This is a genomic window from Pectobacterium parvum, from assembly GCF_020971565.1.
GTDB classification, from domain to species: Bacteria; Pseudomonadota; Gammaproteobacteria; order Enterobacterales; family Enterobacteriaceae; genus Pectobacterium; species Pectobacterium polare.
The window spans coordinates 1,556,621-1,575,088 of record NZ_CP087392.1 but is presented as its reverse complement, the minus strand read 5'-3'; the positions used below and the strand labels follow the sequence as shown (position 1 = coordinate 1,575,088).

The 18,468-nt window shown below is 45.0% G+C and carries 14 protein-coding genes and 1 pseudogene; 3 read left to right on the top strand and 12 right to left on the bottom strand.

The window, feature by feature from the left end:
• From LOZ86_RS07060 to wecA, 7 genes are all read right to left on the bottom strand, one after another.
• Window positions 1–1,512, bottom strand: coding sequence for a lipopolysaccharide biosynthesis protein (locus LOZ86_RS07060; RefSeq protein ID WP_230243005.1), 1,512 nt, complete (start codon window positions 1,510–1,512; stop codon window positions 1–3).
• A complete protein-coding gene (locus LOZ86_RS07055; RefSeq protein ID WP_230243003.1) occupies window positions 1,505–2,590 on the bottom strand; it encodes an FAD-binding protein in 1,086 nt (361 codons plus the stop codon). The genes LOZ86_RS07060 and LOZ86_RS07055 overlap by 8 nt, the downstream gene beginning before the upstream one ends.
• Before the next feature lie 21 nt (window positions 2,591–2,611).
• On the bottom strand, window positions 2,612–3,406 hold the full coding sequence (locus LOZ86_RS07050; RefSeq protein ID WP_230243002.1) for a glycosyltransferase family protein: 795 nt from the start codon (window positions 3,404–3,406) through the stop codon (window positions 2,612–2,614).
• A 291-nt stretch (window positions 3,407–3,697) separates the two neighbouring features.
• Complete coding sequence (gene wzc, locus LOZ86_RS07045; protein ID WP_230243000.1) at window positions 3,698–5,866, bottom strand: tyrosine-protein kinase Wzc; 2,169 nt, start codon at window positions 5,864–5,866, stop codon at window positions 3,698–3,700.
• Between the two features lie 15 nt (window positions 5,867–5,881).
• A complete protein-coding gene (locus tag LOZ86_RS07040) occupies window positions 5,882–6,316 on the bottom strand; it encodes an arsenate reductase/protein-tyrosine-phosphatase family protein (RefSeq protein WP_230242996.1) in 435 nt (144 codons plus the stop codon).
• Window positions 6,317–6,324: 8 nt separating this feature from the next.
• The gene (locus tag LOZ86_RS07035) at window positions 6,325–7,461 is read right to left on the bottom strand and encodes a polysaccharide export protein (protein WP_230242993.1); all 1,137 of its coding nucleotides are present in this window, start codon (window positions 7,459–7,461) and stop codon (window positions 6,325–6,327) included.
• Window positions 7,462–7,580: 119 nt separating this feature from the next.
• Window positions 7,581–8,678, bottom strand: coding sequence for a UDP-N-acetylglucosamine--undecaprenyl-phosphate N-acetylglucosaminephosphotransferase (wecA, locus tag LOZ86_RS07030; RefSeq protein WP_111779044.1), 1,098 nt, complete (start codon window positions 8,676–8,678; stop codon window positions 7,581–7,583).
• Between the two features lie 733 nt (window positions 8,679–9,411).
• Here wecA and LOZ86_RS07025 point away from each other — a divergent pair.
• The 3 genes from LOZ86_RS07025 (at window position 9,412) to hepT (ending at window position 11,937) form a co-directional block, all read left to right on the top strand.
• Window positions 9,412–10,998: a TerC family protein gene (locus LOZ86_RS07025; protein ID WP_039482635.1), complete on the top strand. Its 1,587-nt coding sequence runs from the start codon at window positions 9,412–9,414 to the stop codon at window positions 10,996–10,998.
• 139 nt (window positions 10,999–11,137) lie between these two features.
• Window positions 11,138–11,521, top strand: coding sequence for a type VII toxin-antitoxin system MntA family adenylyltransferase antitoxin (mntA, locus tag LOZ86_RS07020; protein ID WP_039482638.1), 384 nt, complete (start codon window positions 11,138–11,140; stop codon window positions 11,519–11,521).
• The gene (gene hepT, locus LOZ86_RS07015) at window positions 11,518–11,937 is read left to right on the top strand and encodes a type VII toxin-antitoxin system HepT family RNase toxin (RefSeq protein ID WP_230242992.1); all 420 of its coding nucleotides are present in this window, start codon (window positions 11,518–11,520) and stop codon (window positions 11,935–11,937) included. The genes mntA and hepT overlap by 4 nt, the downstream gene beginning before the upstream one ends.
• Before the next feature lie 43 nt (window positions 11,938–11,980).
• On the opposite strand, the gene dcuC is transcribed toward hepT, so the two are convergent.
• The 5 genes and pseudogenes from dcuC to apbC form a co-directional block, all read right to left on the bottom strand.
• Window positions 11,981–13,333: an anaerobic C4-dicarboxylate transporter DcuC gene (gene dcuC, locus LOZ86_RS07010; protein WP_230242991.1), complete on the bottom strand. Its 1,353-nt coding sequence runs from the start codon at window positions 13,331–13,333 to the stop codon at window positions 11,981–11,983.
• A gap of 262 nt (window positions 13,334–13,595) precedes the next feature.
• Window positions 13,596–15,429, bottom strand: a pseudogene (gene asmA / locus LOZ86_RS07005) (outer membrane assembly protein AsmA).
• A gap of 63 nt (window positions 15,430–15,492) precedes the next feature.
• Complete coding sequence (gene dcd, locus LOZ86_RS07000; RefSeq protein ID WP_039482649.1) at window positions 15,493–16,074, bottom strand: dCTP deaminase; 582 nt, start codon at window positions 16,072–16,074, stop codon at window positions 15,493–15,495.
• 107 nt (window positions 16,075–16,181) lie between these two features.
• Complete coding sequence (gene udk, locus LOZ86_RS06995; protein WP_010281304.1) at window positions 16,182–16,823, bottom strand: uridine kinase; 642 nt, start codon at window positions 16,821–16,823, stop codon at window positions 16,182–16,184.
• A gap of 378 nt (window positions 16,824–17,201) precedes the next feature.
• Window positions 17,202–18,311 carry an iron-sulfur cluster carrier protein ApbC gene (gene apbC, locus LOZ86_RS06990; protein WP_039482652.1) on the bottom strand — a complete coding sequence of 370 codons (1,110 nt, stop codon included), beginning with the start codon at window positions 18,309–18,311 and terminating at the stop codon, window positions 17,202–17,204.
• Window positions 18,312–18,468: the final 157 nt, after the last annotated feature.

Here is an 18,468-nt window from a genome sequence, read left to right as displayed (position 1 = left end):
CTATCTCATGTATGATTTAATATTTATATATATATATTTTCTTTCTGTAGCTTCAAGACAGAAAATATAAATAAAAATAATAACAATTAACGCCGATAAAACTGTATTTATCAATACAGTTAGTATGGTTGAGTTTATCACGAAAAATTTAGACACGGCTGTTGATATTATTAGCGTTGTTACAAATACAGATAACACCCTAAATACGACATGTGTTAAGTAACGTAACTTTTTTACATCTACTTTTCTTGCTAACATATACAGTCGTGCAAATAAATTTACAGCAGACAATAGAATAAGGACATACATAGTCATATATGCACTGAAATCATTTTTTAATACAATGTAACAAAGTGGAAGTGACATTATATTTATAAATCCTACAAGTAATTGGTACGACTTTATATTACCATTTGCAAGCATCAAACTAATGAGCGGATATGAAAAACTATCGACCATAAGGTTTATTAATGCTAAATATGCAAAAAATCGTGTATATTTAGGAACATCAATTAACCATAAATTTAGAACTGAATCTAAACTAATAAGTAATGGGACAATCAAGAGCATCATAAAACAGGCTGTTAGCCTTGCTGACTTTTCCATTAGAGAGTATGAAGATGCAACTTCATTTGATGCGTATAACTTTGTGATTCTAGGATTAACAGCAAGCATTGTGTTATTTAAGATAAGTGATAGAGATGATATTATTTGGAATGCGATCCCCCTAGCTGTATTCATGGATGGGCCACTAAATACATTAATGAGTATATTAACACCTTGCTCTTTGATGATATTAGCAAACACACCTATTGCATTCCACCCTGAAAAACCACCTATTTTCTTTAATAACATCATATTGAACTTCGGATATACTCTAACTTCCTTGTATCGCATTGAACAATATAAAATATAGATGGATAGTATAATTAAACTTATAAGAAGTTGTAATATAGCATAAATGAGAAGTTTATCATGATTTATATTAATCAATGGCACAAGCATCAATAATTTTATAAATGTGTCTACAATGCCAAGGAAACTATATATTTTCATATTTTCATAAGCAATCAAAATTGATGAGTATGGTATTATCATTAAATTTGATATAAATATTGCCATGGTGATAATAAAGACATATTTAGAGGTAAGCAATTTATCTTTCGGGATATTAAGTATATTATTAATAATGTAATCACCGCACGAAAGCCCTATAATTAGGACAATGCCAGATAAAAGTAGATGGATCATTAACGCTGTCGAGAAAAGTTCACTAATATTATTATCAATCCCCATTTGGAAATTAAAGAATCGGCTAACAGAGGATGATAAAGAACCTGTGAATATTGTCATCAAGGCAATAATACCACCAACAACATTATATATGCCAAAGTCAGTTGCGCCTAACTCTTGTAAAACAACTCTACTAATATACAAGCCACTTAAAACAGTAATAAAAAGCCTAAATAACAAGTACAGTGTATTCCTTATAATTAGCTTATTATCAGTCACATCTTTTCCCTGTTTCTATATATATTAGTTTTTCTTTCACATCATTTTCGTTAACATTACGCCAGTTGATAACAGAATCAATAATTATCTCATTCTCAATTCTTATTTTTCCTGCAAGAATAGATTTTAATTTATATATATAATTAATTAATTCATAACTATTTCCATCCTTAATCGCAAACATGTTTATATGCTTAATTGAATATATTTTTTCAAATTCATCCAAATTGAATATTTTAGATATTATTCTATTTGCCAAGATACGATTCGGCGATTTCCTATTTTTCAGCCGCATTAATTTATTATGAAATAGTTTATTTGTTAGCTTGTAGCATATTTTAAACTTGATGTTAATGTCCGAGAAATCATCATAGATACATCTATCGGTGGTAAAAATACTCCCGGCATTTGGAAGGACAAATTCTTGGTAGGAATGACGTGCTATATGATATGTTTCAATCTCTTTATAATATTCAACATCTGATATCTCTGATCTCACTGAGATATCAAATATGATTTCTAGTATAATTACCTTCTTATTTTCCCTAAAAAAAGAATTTCTTGGAGAGAACAAGCAGTCATTACGTGATATTAACTGAACAATTCCATTTTGATCTAAAACTTTAACGCTAATTAACTTATCAGATATAGTATAACCATAGGCGCCAGCATTCATCACAATAGCACCACCGATACTACCAGGTATACCTTCTAAACCTGAATAGCCCTCAATTTTTTTGGAGTATAATATTCTTAAAAAACTACTTAAATTTACACCAGGTTCAACAATCGCTTTATATGCGTCAATTTGAATCTGATCTAATAGCTTAGTTGATATTATTACACCATAAACTATTTCATCTAAAAAAATAAGATTAGATGTTTCACCGATCAATTTATATTCTATATTTTCATATTTCAAATGCGAGATTAATGATATTAATTTACTCTGTGAATCAGGTGTTATATAAAATTTAGCTTCCCCTCCAACTTTACAGTAAGAATGGTAGCTCATTTTGTAGTCTTCTTTAAATGATATATTTTCTTTTTGTAAGAATTCGTATAATTTTTTGAACATTATTATTTAACCATAATGATATTATTTAGCTATGTTAATACACGATTTAGGTTTAGTCATACTTACTTTAGTGAGTAAAAAACGACTTATACTTAATATATGCCAGGCAAAATGTTTAGATATGATTTTTCTATTTTCATGCTTCGCAAAATGATAACCAATTATTTGTGGATAATAAATGACAGGCTCTTGCAGCAAATGATTGCTTCGGTAACATATATCAATATCTTCACAATACATAAAATATTTTTGATCAAATCCTTTCAAATTAGCATAGTGAGAAACAGTAAATGCAAGAAAAGAACCTGCAGCCCAATCGACTGCTATTGGATAATATTTATTAAGCGTATTTTTGTCAATTATATATGACGAATTATATCCTAAGAAAGAAAGTATGAACTTCTTTAGCGTGGGGAAATGTCTAATTGAATTATCATATTTTTTTTGTTCTTTATCCTTGAACAAATTAATCGCTGATATTTTGGCGCCATCCTTTTTCATATATTCTGCTAGTTCTGCTATTTTATCTACACTGATATCAACGTCAGGATTCAAAACAATAAATATATCACTTTCTTTTATTTTAAATTTTTCCAAACAGTAGTTAAAAATAATATTATTATTATGACCAAACCCGCATGAGTATTGCTCATTTATCCAGTGAAAATTTTCATGTGCTTGTAATACACTAAAATCATCCCCCTTAATATTACTTTTTAGTATTACTTTGTATTCTTTACACAACTCATGGAGGCAATTTATTTCATTTATTATTTTCTCATGCCCATGAGAAACCACAGCGATATATATGCTCATTTTAGTTCTTTACTCTTATTAAAGTGAACCTAGCTGTTCTTTTAAATAGATTACAATAGGGGTATGAATACCATAAAAGATAGCTCAGTTTTTCAAGATAAGCGCACAGCTACTGCACAAAAAATACGCATGCATCTTTACCACGTTAGTATAGCTTTGTGAGGAATTATTTTTGATTTGAGATAAAACATTGTTCTTTTAGCTAATTGTTTAGCTACGGATAGTTATTACCCTAATGCCACTTTAAATAGTGGTATTATCAATATATTGATAATACCACTACATCAGTAATTATTTTTCAGACTTATACTCATAGGCATAATAATGATAATTACCATACCCATAATAACTCGCCGCACGTTTGACAATGGCGTTAAGGATTACACCTTTAATTTCTGCACCATTTTGCTCAAAGCGGCGAATACTCACTTCAATCTCTTTCAGAGTGTTCATCTCAAAGCGCGCAACAAGAAGCGAGGTGCCAGCATGGCGGCTAATAATCGCTGCATCTGTCACTGCCAGAATCGGTGGCGTATCTAACAGCACCAAATCATACTGTTCTCCAGCCCACTTGATAAATTCAGCAAAACGGCTATGCATTAATAATTCAGAAGGGTTCGGCGGTACCTGCCCACGGGGAATAAAGTTCATATTCTCCACGGCAGTTTTACGCACACTTTTCGTTGCTTCACACTGCCCAGACAAAATGTCCGATAAACCATCCGTGCCATGAGTGCCCATCAATTCGTGCGCATAACCTTTGCGCATATCACAGTCAACGATCAACACTCGCTGCCCTGACTGTGCAATCACCGCCCCCAAGTTAGCGCTGACAAACGTTTTACCGATTGCCGGGCTAGCACCGGAAATCATCAGTACGTTATTTTTCGCTTCCATCATGGCGAAGTGCAGGCTGGTACGCAGGCTTCTAATGGCCTCAATCGCCAGATCCGCCGGGTTGCCTACTGCCAGCAGCTCCGTAGAACGAGTATTGCCCTTTTTGCCTTTTCCTAATAAAGCTCGATCTTTCTTCTGCTGCCATTCAGATAAAGGAACACTGGCATAAACATTAATGCCTAGCTCTTCCAACTGTTCAGGACTTTCAATCCCTTTATGCAACATGGTTTTTAATACCACAAATGCCGTCGATGCTATCCCACCCAAAATCATTGCCAGAAGCACAATCAACACTTTTTTCGGTTTTACTGGACCGAGCTGAATCACCGCATTGTCGACGATACGTACGTTACCGACCGTGCTGGCCTTGTTAATGCTAAGCTCTTGCTGTTTGTTCAACAGTTGCATGTAAACTTCTTGCCCTGCCTGCACATCCCGCGTGAAACGTAAGATCTCCTGCTGCGTTTTCGGCATTGCCCCTATACGCTTATTAAGTTTATCGCGTTCCTGCTCCAGCGTTTTACGCTTTTCCATCAAGGCGCGGTAGGCAGGGTGCTCGCGAGTATAGAGCTTTGAAATTTCCGCTTCTTTAAACGTTAGTTCATTCAACTGCGCTTCAACTGCGACGGTCGTATCCAGTACCGCCTTTGCTTCTAAGGAAAGATCGACCGACTCATTCTGTTGGCGGAACTGATTGAGTTTGTTTTCGGCCTCATTAAGTGAGCCGCGTACATTAGGCAACTGCTCTTTTAAGAACTCCAAGCTCTTGCCTGCTTCTTCCGATTTACGCTCTACGTTCTGTTGCAGATAATTTTGGCTAATGCTGCTTAATATCTTAGCGGTAAGCACCGGATCTTCGCCTTCCAAGCTAAGCGCTAATACGCCCGTGTCTTTCCCTTTATCTGCCACGCTGAAATTATCTAGCAAACCATTAATCGCCGTTAACTGATTCAGCTTTTGAATACGAAAAATAGTACCCGGCTCAGCTTCAATATCACTGACTAATAATGTAATGCCATTATAATTTTCTAACTGGCCTACGCTGCCAGTAAATTTCACAGTGTCACCCGCTTCCACAGCATATTGCTGGTTAGCTAACACCTCCAGCGACAGGGTTTCATCCTGCCAGGATGCTGGTACATCAAGACGGGATACGGCTATTTTTCTGGGTTCATTACCCGCCAACCGCGCAATACCTTTACCCACTAGCGGGAAATATTTTTGCTGAACGCTGATATCCAGCGCTAAATCGCTCACCGTTTTGCCAATGACCATGCGGGATTTAATCAGTTCAATTTCCGCAGCCGATTGCGGCTTGGCATCAGGCAACATACTGGAAATATCATTCAGCAGCGAATTCCCCTGATTCTGCTCTACCTGAATCAACGCATCGGCTTTATAAATCGGCGTGGCTAACATGGCATACATAATGCCTAAAACGGTAAACACCGCCGTCACACCAATAATTAACCAGCGGTTATCCAGCAATGTCCCTAATAAACGCCCTAAATCGATCTCATCTGAATTTGCTTCAGATACTTTTACTGAGGTTTTCTCTGTCATCGGATTCTCTGATGATTAACGATTTAATGCCTGTGCCCATTTTTGCGCAGACTGCTCAAGTTGTGAGTAAACGAATTCAAATGCTTCGCGGCTTTTACGATAAGGATCGGCAATTTCCTGCTGATTCAACCAATGCCCAAAGAGCATAGTCTTACCTCGCACCTCTGGCGCGATACGGCTCACCCCATCAATATGGCCTTTCTCCATCACCAAGATCAGATCGTACTGGCGACATAAGGCAGAGGTTAATTGTTGAGCCTCATGCCCTTCAAGCGAAAGATGGTGCTGAATGGCCACGTCGGTTGCCATTGCATCGGCAGGCTTCCCGACCAGTGCGCCTAACCCAGCGGACGCAATTTTTTTCGTTGGCAAAGCTTGCGTTAACAGCCGCTCCCCAGTTGGCGAACGGCAGATATTACCCACGCACACTACCAAGATTGAATCAAACATAATGTTCTCTACGGCCAGTTACGAATCCGTAACGTTCCCTCTGTTAATTCGTTAAAGCCGGAAATGGTTGGTACAAGCTGTCCAATCACGCGGTTCCAGCGAACAATCGGCGCGGTGGTGACATACACGATGTCATACGGTTGTAACTGAAACTCGGTGCCCATCACCATCGCGGTAGCATCTTTGGCATTAAGCTGATAGATATCTGCCAGCTTAGGGCCTTGTGTGCCGCGTAACGAGCGAATCACAAAGATCCCTGTGGCATCAGAAAAGGTTTGATCCATCCCTTCTGCATTACCCAGCGCTTCCGTCAGCGTCATACCACTGCGGTCCATTTTGAGGGTACTTTGCTTTTTCACTTCCCCCATCACAAAGACTTTCAGATCGTCATTACGGGGAATGTAGAGAATATCACCAGGGTAAAGCAGATGGTTTTGTGAAAGGTCACCGTTTTGCATCAGCGCTTGAAGGGAGAGTCGTTGTTCTTTGCCATTGTGGGTTAGCACAATATTACGCCAGTCGGCGTTTTCCGTCAGCCCACCCGCTTTGTTAATTGCGTCCAGAACGGTCAGTGGCACGTTAGTAATCGGCTGTTGGCCGGATGTCGCCACTTCACCCGTCACGTAGGCTTTCTGTGAGCGGAAGGCCGCAATGCTGACGTCTACCTGCGGGGACTCTATATATTGCGCTAAACGCCCCATTATTTGATCGCGAACTTCAGTAACCGTTTTACCCGCAACGCTCACTTTACCAATGTAAGGATAAAAAATCGTACCATCGGAATGTACCCAGTTACCGGTATCCGCTGCAGTCCGGTACGTCCCTGCTGGCGTTGTCAATTCAGGGTGATCCCACACCGTGACCATGATGACATCCCCAATACCGATGCGGTATTCATACCCCTGCAATTCCTTTTCCAAAGCAGGGTTAGCTTGCGCTATTAGTGGTTTAGGTCGCATCTTCTCCACTAAATAAGGGGTTAGTGGGTAAACATTGACCAGTTTATCGATATTGAAATCCGCATCTTGCTGTTCAACTACGTTTTTACCGCTAGTAGAAAGGTGGGAACCAGGAACTAGGGTACAACCGCTCAATAGCGCTACCGACACCATCAAGGGCATCAATTTTCGTTTGTGCTTCATCATCCTGTCTATGCCATCGCTCTTGATTGAATATTGTGCAAATCCCTACAAAATAGCTCATTTTATTATAGAGAATAAGTTATTAGATTAACCCATGGTCTACGGTATAAAACACTAATAGTTTACCGTTTTAACGGTGTTGTACCATTTTTTTCCACGATCGTTACAGCAGAATGCGGGTCGCTAGTGGTTTTCCGAAACCATGTCAACACACGCCATATCCTACTAATCACCCAGAAGTAACCGCAAAAAACCATTAAAAATACACTAAGCATAATAGACTCAGCGATGCCAATACGCTCGCTAAGAATTCCTATCGCTGAAAATAGCATCGCCACAAGAAGAATAGCGACCAGCGCCTGATGTGGCGCCAGACCTGCACGCATTAAGATATGATGTAAATGTTCTCGATCGGGCTTAAACGGACTATCACCACGTCGAATACGGCGAACCATAATGGTTACCATATCCATGAGCGGAACTGCGATAAGCCAGAGTGCAGTGACCGGATGAATAACTGCATTCTCACCCTGCGTCGCCAACATCAGTAACCATATCACCGTAAAACCAATCAGCGTACTGCCTGCGTCGCCCATGAATACCTTGAATTTCCGCCCCCACACTATGCCTAAATTAAGGAGGATATAAGGCAACGTTGCTGCAAGCAGGCACGCGCTCCAAAGCGCTAATTCATTAGCGCCACCAAGGTAGAACACAATAGCAAGCGCGCCAAACGTCACGCAGGATAGCGCCCCTAATAAGCCATCAATGCCGTCAACCATATTGAAGGCATTGATGGCTCCCCATACCGCAAATAATGTCACCGTATAACCAAAGATACCGAGGAAAAGCTCATATCCGAAGAGAACGTGTCCTAATGTCTCCAAATACAACCCTGCATACATCATTAGCCCAGCGACAAAGGCTTGTAATCCCACACGCGGTAATACAGGAAGATCAAAGCGATCATCCAGAACTCCAACCACCAGAAGCGCGGTGGCACAAATCATATACAGAGAGAAATCAGGCAACCAATCTGGCTGCAGCACATATAAAACCCATAGCGCAAGATAGATGGACACACCGCCAACAAGGGGAATATGGCCCTGGTGCTTTTTACGTACATTGGGTTTATCGACTAAACCAACGCGAATTGCCGCTTTTCTGGCTAAGAAAAGTGCAGTAAAAGCGCTTAGAAAGATCACTATGAATTCTTGCATTTTTTACACCATCATTAACCGTTGTATGTTTATGCAACAGGCACGCTACCGCCCTTGGCTTGTAGCTACCAATGCACTATCAAAGTACGGCCCCAGTCCTGTGGTTTACATTTTTAAATCGTTAAGCTACAGATTTATTATGGTTTTTATTTTAGAGAAGAGTAAACCATCTACTTACTGCCTCTCTAGCAGAGGGCATACGGCAATTGGCAGACCCGCCATTCCATACCTTCACTGTGAAAGGCTATACTAAACTTAGCCTCAACAACTAACATAGTATTAACCACTCAAGTGGGAGTACAAGGATAAGATGTTTAGGAAGCCGTTTTTTCGGAATAAGACTACGGATATCCATTGTGTAAAAATCTCTATAAGTATAAAAACCGGCTAAAAAACAAAGCCAGCCTATTTCAGCCATAAAAAAGGCTACGCGGAATGTAAAACCACATGATTATGTGGGAATTCAATCTGCGCACTATTCTATGCTCGGATACATAACGTAATCAAATGTTACGACCCGTATCTCTGTTAGCAGCATAAAATTTTGCTTAAGGGCGATAACATAATTTTGTAACGTCGGTCCCTAATATGCTGTGCATAAAAAGACCAAAATAGAACCTAACATCTGCTAACGCTACCCTATAACAAAGAATATCCCTGCAAATTCTGGTTCATCCGCGCATGCCCTGATACGCTATCGGAGTGATGTTCATTTAAAGGTGAAAAAATAGATATGGAGTGGATCGCTGATCCCACGATATGGGCCGGGTTGGCCACGCTGGTCGTCCTGGAACTGGTTCTGGGCATTGATAATCTTATCTTCATTGCCATTCTGGCTGAGAAATTACCAAAAGAACAACGCGATAAAGCCAGAGTCGTCGGTCTGTTACTTGCCCTGATTATGCGCCTGGGCCTTCTGGCGTCCATCTCGTGGCTAGTGTCTTTGACAACCCCCCTCTTCACGTTCCTTGGGCACACATTCAGCGCTCGTGATGTCATCATGCTGGTTGGAGGGCTGTTTCTACTCTTTAAAGCCACCATGGAACTCAACGAACGTCTCGAAGGAAAAGATGAGGAGCAGCAAAACCAACGTAAAGCTGCGCGTTTCTGGCCAGTCGTCGCACAGATCGTGGTACTCGATGCCATATTCTCACTGGACTCCGTGATTACCGCCGTCGGCATGACCGATCATCTGCTGGTCATGATGTCCGCCGTGACTATTGCCATTTTCCTGATGTTGTTGGCCAGCAAACCACTGACCCGCTTTGTTGCTGAACATCCGACTATCGTTATCCTGTGTCTCAGCTTCCTGCTGATGATTGGTTTCAGTCTGGTAGCGGATGCCTTCGGTTATCACATTCCCAAAGGCTATCTCTACGCCGCGATAGGTTTCTCGGTGATGATTGAGATGTTGAATCAGGTTTCTCTGTTCAACCGCCGACGCTTCCTGTCTTCTTCGGTTCCGCTGCGCCAGCGTACCGCGGAAGTGGTTTTGCGTATTTTGCGCGGCAACCATGAAGAAGCTGAGCTGGACAACCAAACGTCGTCGATGATTGCAGACAATACCCGAGCCGGTCGGGAAATCTTCAATATTCAGGAACGACGGATGATAAAGCGGGTATTGGGGCTGGCGCAGCGAACCATCAGCAGCATTATGACGTCGCGGCATGATATTGATTCGGTTGAGCTGGATATTACACAGGATGCGCTCGCTAAACTGTTAACGACCAACCAGCATTCCCGACTGGTGGTAACCGACAGCAATACGTCCGACGAACCGTTGGGTATCGTACATGTTGCTGATTTACTCCAGCAGCAGCTAAATTGCGAGCCGTTTAACCCACGTATTCTGATTCGTCAGCCGCTGGTCTTTCCTGAACAACTTTCGCTTTTACAGGCTTTGGAACAGTTTAGAGAAGCGCGAACGCACTTTGCGTTTGTCGTTGATGAATTCGGCTCAATGGAAGGGATAGTTACATTAAGCGACGTGATGGAAACCATTGCCGGCAACCTGCCGCGCGAAGGAGAAGATCGCGATGCACGCCACAGTATTCAGCAAAATGACGACGGCAGTTGGACCGTAAATGGCTATATTCCGCTGGAAGACCTGACAATGTATGTGCCGCTGACGCTCGATGAAAAGCGTGAATACTACACGCTGGCAGGGCTGCTGATGGAGCATTCACAACGGGTTCCACAGGTGGGCGATACATTATCAATTGATAGCTATCAGTTCACTATTCTGGCGGTGGAGAGCCACCGTATCGTAGAAGTCCGCATCACACCGAACAACGAGCCACAGACTGATTTTGAAGTGTGATGAAGTAGGTCAATAAAGCGTGAAATAGAGAGAGGTGGAGGAGATAACTTTTCTTCTCTCTTTCATCTGGCTGGCAATACATTGATGTTCGGGCAATCCTGTCAGACAATAAGATAATAGTAGGAACGGGGGCTATTACATGTTCGATAAGATCGTTTCAACATTAAAAAAGCAGATACCAGACATCAAGATTATTTACCTCTTTGGTTCCCAGGCAACGGGCAATGCCAGAGCAGACAGCGATGTTGATATCGCCATCCTGGCGACGAGAGCATTGGATCCCGTCGAACGCTGGGAGCTATCCAATCAATTAGCAAAGGAAGTGGGACGTGATGTCGATCTTATCGATTTATTGCAGGCCTCAACGGTATTAAAAATGGAGATCGTTCGTAACGGCAAGCTACTTTATGATGCAAAAGCAGCGGCAGGAGAATTTGAAATGACAACACTTTCAATGTACCAGCATCTGCAAAGAGAGCGTGCGGATATCATTCGTAGCTTTAATCAGGATCTAAAAGCATGACAGATATTTTGCTCAACAAAAGCAGCACCATTCAAAGATGCCTACGTCGTATTCGTGAGGAATTCGATACTAAAGAAGAGTTTCGCCAGAACTTCACCAAGCAAGATTCCGTCATACTTAACATACAACGCGCCTGCGAAGCCGCTATTGATATCGCTAATTATCTTATCCGTATCAAGCATCTAGGCATACCACAAAGCAGCCGAGATAGCTTCGCGCTTCTTGCTGCAAACCAGATAATTACCATTGATCTGTCTGATAATTTGCAAAAAATGGTGGGATTAAGAAATATTGCCGTACATGACTATCAGGCGCTCAATCTGGATATTGTCATCCACGTCATTTCTCATCGTTTAAGCGACTTTGAACGTTTCATCAAAAAAGTAGCCCGATACAGCGACAGTCAGCACCTTTAGGCCACATAGACTAAAGGTGCTGCTGTTTACCTAATTTCGGTTATCAGGCAGGCACCATAATTTCGGTAGCAACCACCACCACAATCAGCCCAACCAGAACCGGAACCGATGTGCGCTTCACCACCTCGAAAGGCGATATTTTCGCCATCCCGGCAACGGCAACCACGACTCCGGATACCGGAGAAATGGTACGGCCCAAGTTGGAAGCCTGAAGCATAGGAATAGCCAGATAGGCAGGGTTGATACCCATTTGCGACGCCAGCTTTGGAATCAGCTCAACAAACGCATAGAACGGCGCATTGCCCGAGCCCGTTGTCATCGCAGCCAACATCGTGATCGCGACCAGTACCAGCATAATCACCAACCCGCCGCTGCCGAATGACTGCGCAAGACCAATCAGGCCGCTGATAAAGCCAATAGTGCCAAGACCCTGGGCAAAGACACCGGCGGCAACCAACAGGATGACAACGCTAGAGAAGGCATCGGCCATCCCACGGTAAGCCACATCCAACCCATCAAACACTTTTTTCGCGCTGAACGAACGGACAAATTCCAGCACTGCGGCCAGCACCATACAGATAACCAGTACGGTGATAATGTGGAGTTCCGGCCCCCATTTACCATCAAACACCAACACACCCATGATCGGCGTAAAAGGCAGAATGGCATAAAAACGCGGGGCATCCGTCGTGATCTCGCTGACGTCCAGAATCTCATGGCTGACATTCGCTTTGTTATCCAGATAGCGCTGCCAGAAGAAATGCGCGACGGCCATGCACACGATCGCCATGATGGAAATAGGCAGCGTGGCTTTAAAGGCAAAATCCACTAATTTCATCTGTGATGCTTGTGCGGCAAGCACCACGTCGCCCGAGGTCGGCGACAGGATCAACGCCACAGGGGAGGCGCAGATTGCAGCAGCGGCACCACGACTAATACCAACGTTCACCATGACGGGGAACAGCGTTGCCATCAACAGCACACCTAATCCCGTAGCCGATGACACCGCCAACGACATCAGACAAGCGACAAAATAGGCCGCGATCATCAGTAAGTAAGGTGAGTTAATCATTTTCAGCGGACGGGAAACCAACTTGACGACGACATCATTGGCACCAATGTGCGTCATATAAGCGGCAAAACCACACAGCACCATAATCATCATGCCGAGATCGCCACCGCGGCTCATCAGCAAAATTTTTACGTATTCAACAATATCCGTTGCGCTCCAGCCTGTCGCCTTCGCGCTGGCTGGCAATACGTTTTTCCCCAGCATGGCACTGATTGCCAGAAGTAAGAGGCCCCCCACCAGCAACACGCCAGTCGCGGAGTACCCTTTTATAATGTAACGACCAACCAGAATCGTTACAGCAGCACCAATCAAAAGTTCGAGCATAGTGGGTTCGATACCTGAGTAATAAATTATCTGACAGAAAATTCCCCGGTAGCGGAGTAACGCCGCACCGAAAATAGGGAGCGAAGTTTACTGCTTTAGAAAATAAAAAAAGAGAAAAATATTAACATGTAGCATTAAAAAAGAGACACCGAGCACAAAGCCGGTCTGGCGAAGGATGACAAACCAGAGGAAAACGTTAGGGAGACGCTGCTGGTTTGCTGACAGGAGTCAGCAAACCAGCTAAATCGGCGTATTTAGAAAATTAAAGGCGATCGAGGAGTTGCTTCAGGTCTTTGCCCTTCTGGCTTTGCTGATTTTGGCTGGCCCAGTCATTTAGGCGTTTTTTCAATTCGTCCTGCAGACGTTTACGCAGCAGTTGATCCACCTGTAATTGGTAATTCAATTTATCCCACTCGCCATAGACGCGTAACGGGATTGCTGTATTTTTCAACACGCTGACCAGTTGCTCATCTCCCTGCCACCCTTGCGTGATAGAGACATTCAAATTGACGTCACACGTCTGGGCTGGCAAATCGAATTGTCCAACACCGTTTAGCGACAGCAGCTCTGAGTGGCCAGTGAGATCGGTAAGACGTAACTTACCCGCATTCAGTTGTACTTTCCCAGTTAGCCGTTGCAGCTCAGTGTAACGCTCATAGCGCTCTTGTCCTCGCACGTTTCCGTTGCTACGCGCCACGGCCATCTGCACCATTTGCTGGATATTCAAACCCTGCACGCGGACATTATTGGCTTGCAGCGTCGCCGTTCCCTGCCACTGCTGGAGCAACGCAGGTAGCGCAAAGCTATTGCCGCTGAACTGTCCTGCCATCGACAATTTCCCACTGACCGTCTCGGCGGGCAGCGCAAATGCGGACATCAACTGAGATAACTCAACATCCTTGAGGTCTGGTCGTAATGTGATAGTGGTTGATGACTTCGTCACAACTTTACCGGGCAATGAGAAATGTCCACCGCCCAGCTCACCACTCAAGGTCGCCACATCCAGCAGCCCTGGCTGATTATCTGCCCGTAGCATAAATTGGCGGACATCAAGCCCACGGTAGATCAGCGTCGCGGCCTGTAGCGACAGACGCGCAGTGAATGTCTGTAAGCTGTCTTCTGGCTTGGTTAACCCACTTTCATTTGAAATCACAGGGGCTGATGATTTAACGGGTGCCTTGGAGCCGTTGTTTTCTTTTGCTGACGCGATCCCCAGTAGAGAATCCAAATCCAGCTTCTCAGATAACAGATCCAATTCGTAATGGGGGATATCCCCCAACGTGACACTACCGGCACCCGACAACTGACTATTATTGGTATTGAGTGAAAGTTGGCTAAACGTGATTTTTTCAGGCTGCTGTTGATAACTTGCCTGAACACTCCCCGTTCCACTGATACCATTTGCTGGTATTCCTGCCCCCTGAAGCTGGTAATCCAGTTTGGTGATATTGGCATTGACCTGCTGTGGGAAATGCAGCAAATCGACATCTGCAGCAAGAGAGAAGGCAATATCGCGCTGATCGCGATTGATGCGGCTTGATAATTCGATGTTGGCCTGACGGTCGCCGTTCTGCTCAATAGCAAGATTAATATCACGAACATTAATCTGTTCATTATTGCTGCGTTGCAGAATCAACAGGCTATCGGCAACTTTTATCTTATCAATATCCAGCCGCCAGTGCCGTTCTTCGGATGGCCTGCGATCCCGTCGGGGCGATGGGCGCATTGTTGGCCTGTTTGGCTTCACTTTCCGGCGTCAGTCGAATAATGGCACCTTTCAGCATCACCTGTTTGACCGCCAGCTTGTGAGACAGCAGCGGCCACAGTTGCACATCAAGACGCATGTTCTCAGCGCTGACAATCGGCGCACTGGAACCCGGTGCGCTTAATGACATCCCACCGGATAATATGCTCAGCTGCGGCCACACATGCCAGCGCAGATCGCCATCCAACTGAAGGCGATAGCCGCTGCGTTCCTCAACCTGCTTCACCATGTAGGCGCGGAAGTCATTGGGATTAACCAGGACGACCAAGGCCGTCATTCCTGCCACAACCACCACAAGCAGAATTGCCAGCGTCGTCAGAAATCTTCTCATGCCATCCTCATTGCGAAACGCACGGCCACCTGCTTTTTACCTTACAGGCCTGTCGCCAGACGCTTAGTCTTTATCGATCCGGCTCGCTACCGCACCCTGTTGATCTTTATATTTGGCATCCTGACGGCGGTTGTAAGGACGAGCAGCCGGCCCGGAAAGCGGTTCAAAACTCAGAGCGCCAATCATCATGCCGGGGCGTAACGCCAACGGCAACTTACCTGAATTATAGAACTCCAGCACAATTCTTCCTTGCCAACCTGGATCGATGCGGTGTGCGGTGACGTGAACCATCAATCCTAGACGCGCTAGCGAAGAACGGCCATCCAACCAGCCAACTAAATTATCAGGTAGCGTGACTGACTCCAGCGTCACTGCCAACGCTAATTCTCCCGGATGCAGGAAAAATGCCTCGCCTTCCGGCAAATTGATTTCATCACTCATGACGCGATCCAACGCCGCGCTGACTTCATCTTTCGGGCCGCTTAAGTCAATGAAAGCCGCAGTGTGTCCGCGGAAGACGCGAAACTGATTTCCCAAACGAACATCAACAGTCGCACCACTGATTCTCTCAGTAGGCGGACGGGGCGTAATCACCAGTCGGCCATCATCCAGCCAGGCTTCAATGTCACGGTCACACAGTCTCATCTTATTCTCCATTCGACGCCGGTATCTATCAGATAAACCTCATCTACCCATCATGCTGCACGTTGCCTCCGCGTTAGCTCTGCAACGCGAATTATTTAGGGTATCGACTACTCAAAAAACTGGCTTATCTTGGCTTTCAAAATATCAATCGCAATACGGTTTTTCCCGCCGCGCGGAACAATAATGTCGGCATACTGCTTAGAGGGCTCGATAAATTGCAGGAACATCGGGCGCACGGTCTTCTGATACTGTTCCATCACGGAATCCATTGAACGCCCGCGCTCATTAACGTCGCGACGCATACGGCGCAGCAGGCAAATATCCAGCGGTGTATCGACAAAAATAGAGAAATTCATCTCACTGCGCAGGCGCGCATCCGTCAGCAGCAGGATACCTTCCAGAATAATGACCTTTTTCAGCTCGATATGCACGGTTTCCTGCTTGCGGGTGTGCTCGACATAGCTGTACTGCGGGACTTCGATCGCCTGACCCGCTTTCAGCATCTGCAAATGCTTGAGTAGCAGACTATGATCCATCGAACTCGGGTGGTCATAGTTAGTTTTTACCCGCTCTTCCATCGTCAGGTGGCTTTGATCTTTATAATAACTGTCTTCAGATATCACCCCGATATGCTGATCACCAACCTGATCGCGCAATTCTCGATACAAGGTGCTGGAAATAAGACTTTTACCCGAAGCGGATGCTCCTGAGATCCCGATGATGACGCACTGGTGAGACTGATCAGTCATGGTATTAACGACCTGATTAACATAAATAAAAGAGAGGGGAATGCGCCAATAGGCGCTTTGACGCGGCAATTATAGGGAGTTACCCCCCTTCACGCCACCCTTTCCGCGTATTGCGCGCGAGGGAAACCGCATGCTGGCGCAGGTCAACCTGGGACACAGCCCGGCTTTTATACCCGTCATACTTCAAGTTGCATGTGCGTTGGCTGCGTTCTCTCACCCGAATCACTTACCTGAGTAAGCTCATCGGGATGAAATGAGAGACATCCTGTCTCTCACCGGAGGCCAGCCGTTGGCTGGTCAAATTCGTTCCCGACGAATTTGTCCTTCTCTTGCCGCCTGCCTGAAACTCGAATTATTTAGGGTATGGCATATAGCAGGCTACAGCGCTCGGAAAGAAATTTCGCTGGGAATCGTGTCACCCTGCCAGTAGAGCTGGGCGGCAACCTGCCCCGCCAGTTCGCGGTACAGAGAAGTGAATTCGCTGTCCGGTTGGCTGACTACCGTCGGCTCACCGCGGTCAAGGTCTTCACGCAGGGAGATATGCAATGGAAGCTGACCTAACAGGGAACAGTGGTACTTTTCCGCCAGTTTCTGCGCACCACCCGTGCCGAAGATCGGCTCCAGATGACCACAGTTACTACAGATGTGTACGCTCATATTCTCAACGATGCCCAATACCGGCACGCTGACTTTTTCAAACATCGCAATGCCCTTCATGGCATCCATTAGCGCGATATCCTGTGGCGTCGTCACGACGACCGCACCAGTGACAGGAATGCTCTGCGCCAGCGTCAGTTGAATATCACCCGTACCCGGCGGCATATCTAATACCAGATAGTCCAGATCCGGCCAGAGTGTATCCTGCAGCAGCTGCAATAACGCTTTGCTGGCCATCGGCCCACGCCACACCATAGCGTTATCGTCCGTCACCAGATAACCAATCGAGTTGGTTGCCAGGCCGTGTGCGATAATCGGTGCCATATGCTGACCGTCCGGCGAGGTTGGGCGCTCACTGGCCGAGCCCAGCATAGTCGGAATGGAAGGACCGTAGATGTCGGCATCCAGAATGCCCACATTCGCGCCTTCAGCCGCCAGCGCCAGCGCCATATTGACTGCCGTACTGGATTTGCCGACTCCGCCTTTGCCGGAACTGACGGCAATGATGTTTTTCACGCCCTTCACGCCGGCCTGATCGTTAACCCGACGCAGCGTCGCGATATCGTGCGTTAAACGCCACTCGACCGCCTTTGCGCCGGATAAACGTAATAACTCATCGCTAACCGTTTCCTTTAATACAGCCAAACCGCTCAGCCAGACAAACGGCATCGTCAGGTCGATATGCAACACGTTGTCCAGCAGCGCACAGTGGCGCAGCGCATTCAATGTCGTCAGGTTATTTTTCAGTGTCGGGTGCTGAAAAGTAGATAAAACCCCGGTGACCATCGCACGCAGTGCTTCAGGACGTTGTTCGGGGACTGTCGCGTTCATTCCGGCTCCTTGAAATTCTCATATTTGACCGTTGAGACCGTGTACAGCATACCAGAGCCATAACCGTCTGACGCTCTTCGGCGTCAAAAACGTGGAAACGCCACGCAAATTAAAATCTGCCATGTGGTTTCCTGCCGTTTTTACTCACGCCAGCGGT

Excerpts from the sequence above, each read along its gene's own strand:
- wecA (WP_111779044.1), bottom strand. The coding sequence starts at position 8,678 with ATGCAAGAATTCATAGTGATCTTTCTAAGCGCTTTTACTGCACTTTTC.
- LOZ86_RS07035 (WP_230242993.1), bottom strand. The coding sequence starts at position 7,461 with ATGATGAAGCACAAACGAAAATTGATGCCCTTGATGGTGTCGGTAGCG.
- hepT (WP_230242992.1), top strand. The coding sequence starts at position 11,518 with ATGACAGATATTTTGCTCAACAAAAGCAGCACCATTCAAAGATGCCTA.
- LOZ86_RS07025 (WP_039482635.1), top strand. The coding sequence starts at position 9,412 with ATGGAGTGGATCGCTGATCCCACGATATGGGCCGGGTTGGCCACGCTG.
- LOZ86_RS07055 (WP_230243003.1), bottom strand. The coding sequence starts at position 2,590 with ATGTTCAAAAAATTATACGAATTCTTACAAAAAGAAAATATATCATTT.
- LOZ86_RS07040 (WP_230242996.1), bottom strand. The coding sequence starts at position 6,316 with ATGTTTGATTCAATCTTGGTAGTGTGCGTGGGTAATATCTGCCGTTCG.
- wzc (WP_230243000.1), bottom strand. The coding sequence starts at position 5,866 with ATGACAGAGAAAACCTCAGTAAAAGTATCTGAAGCAAATTCAGATGAG.
- mntA (WP_039482638.1), top strand. The coding sequence starts at position 11,138 with ATGTTCGATAAGATCGTTTCAACATTAAAAAAGCAGATACCAGACATC.
- dcuC (WP_230242991.1), bottom strand. The coding sequence starts at position 13,333 with ATGCTCGAACTTTTGATTGGTGCTGCTGTAACGATTCTGGTTGGTCGT.
- dcd (WP_039482649.1), bottom strand. The coding sequence starts at position 16,074 with ATGAGACTGTGTGACCGTGACATTGAAGCCTGGCTGGATGATGGCCGA.
- udk (WP_010281304.1), bottom strand. The coding sequence starts at position 16,823 with ATGACTGATCAGTCTCACCAGTGCGTCATCATCGGGATCTCAGGAGCA.
- apbC (WP_039482652.1), bottom strand. The coding sequence starts at position 18,311 with ATGAACGCGACAGTCCCCGAACAACGTCCTGAAGCACTGCGTGCGATG.
- LOZ86_RS07050 (WP_230243002.1), bottom strand. The coding sequence starts at position 3,406 with ATGAGCATATATATCGCTGTGGTTTCTCATGGGCATGAGAAAATAATA.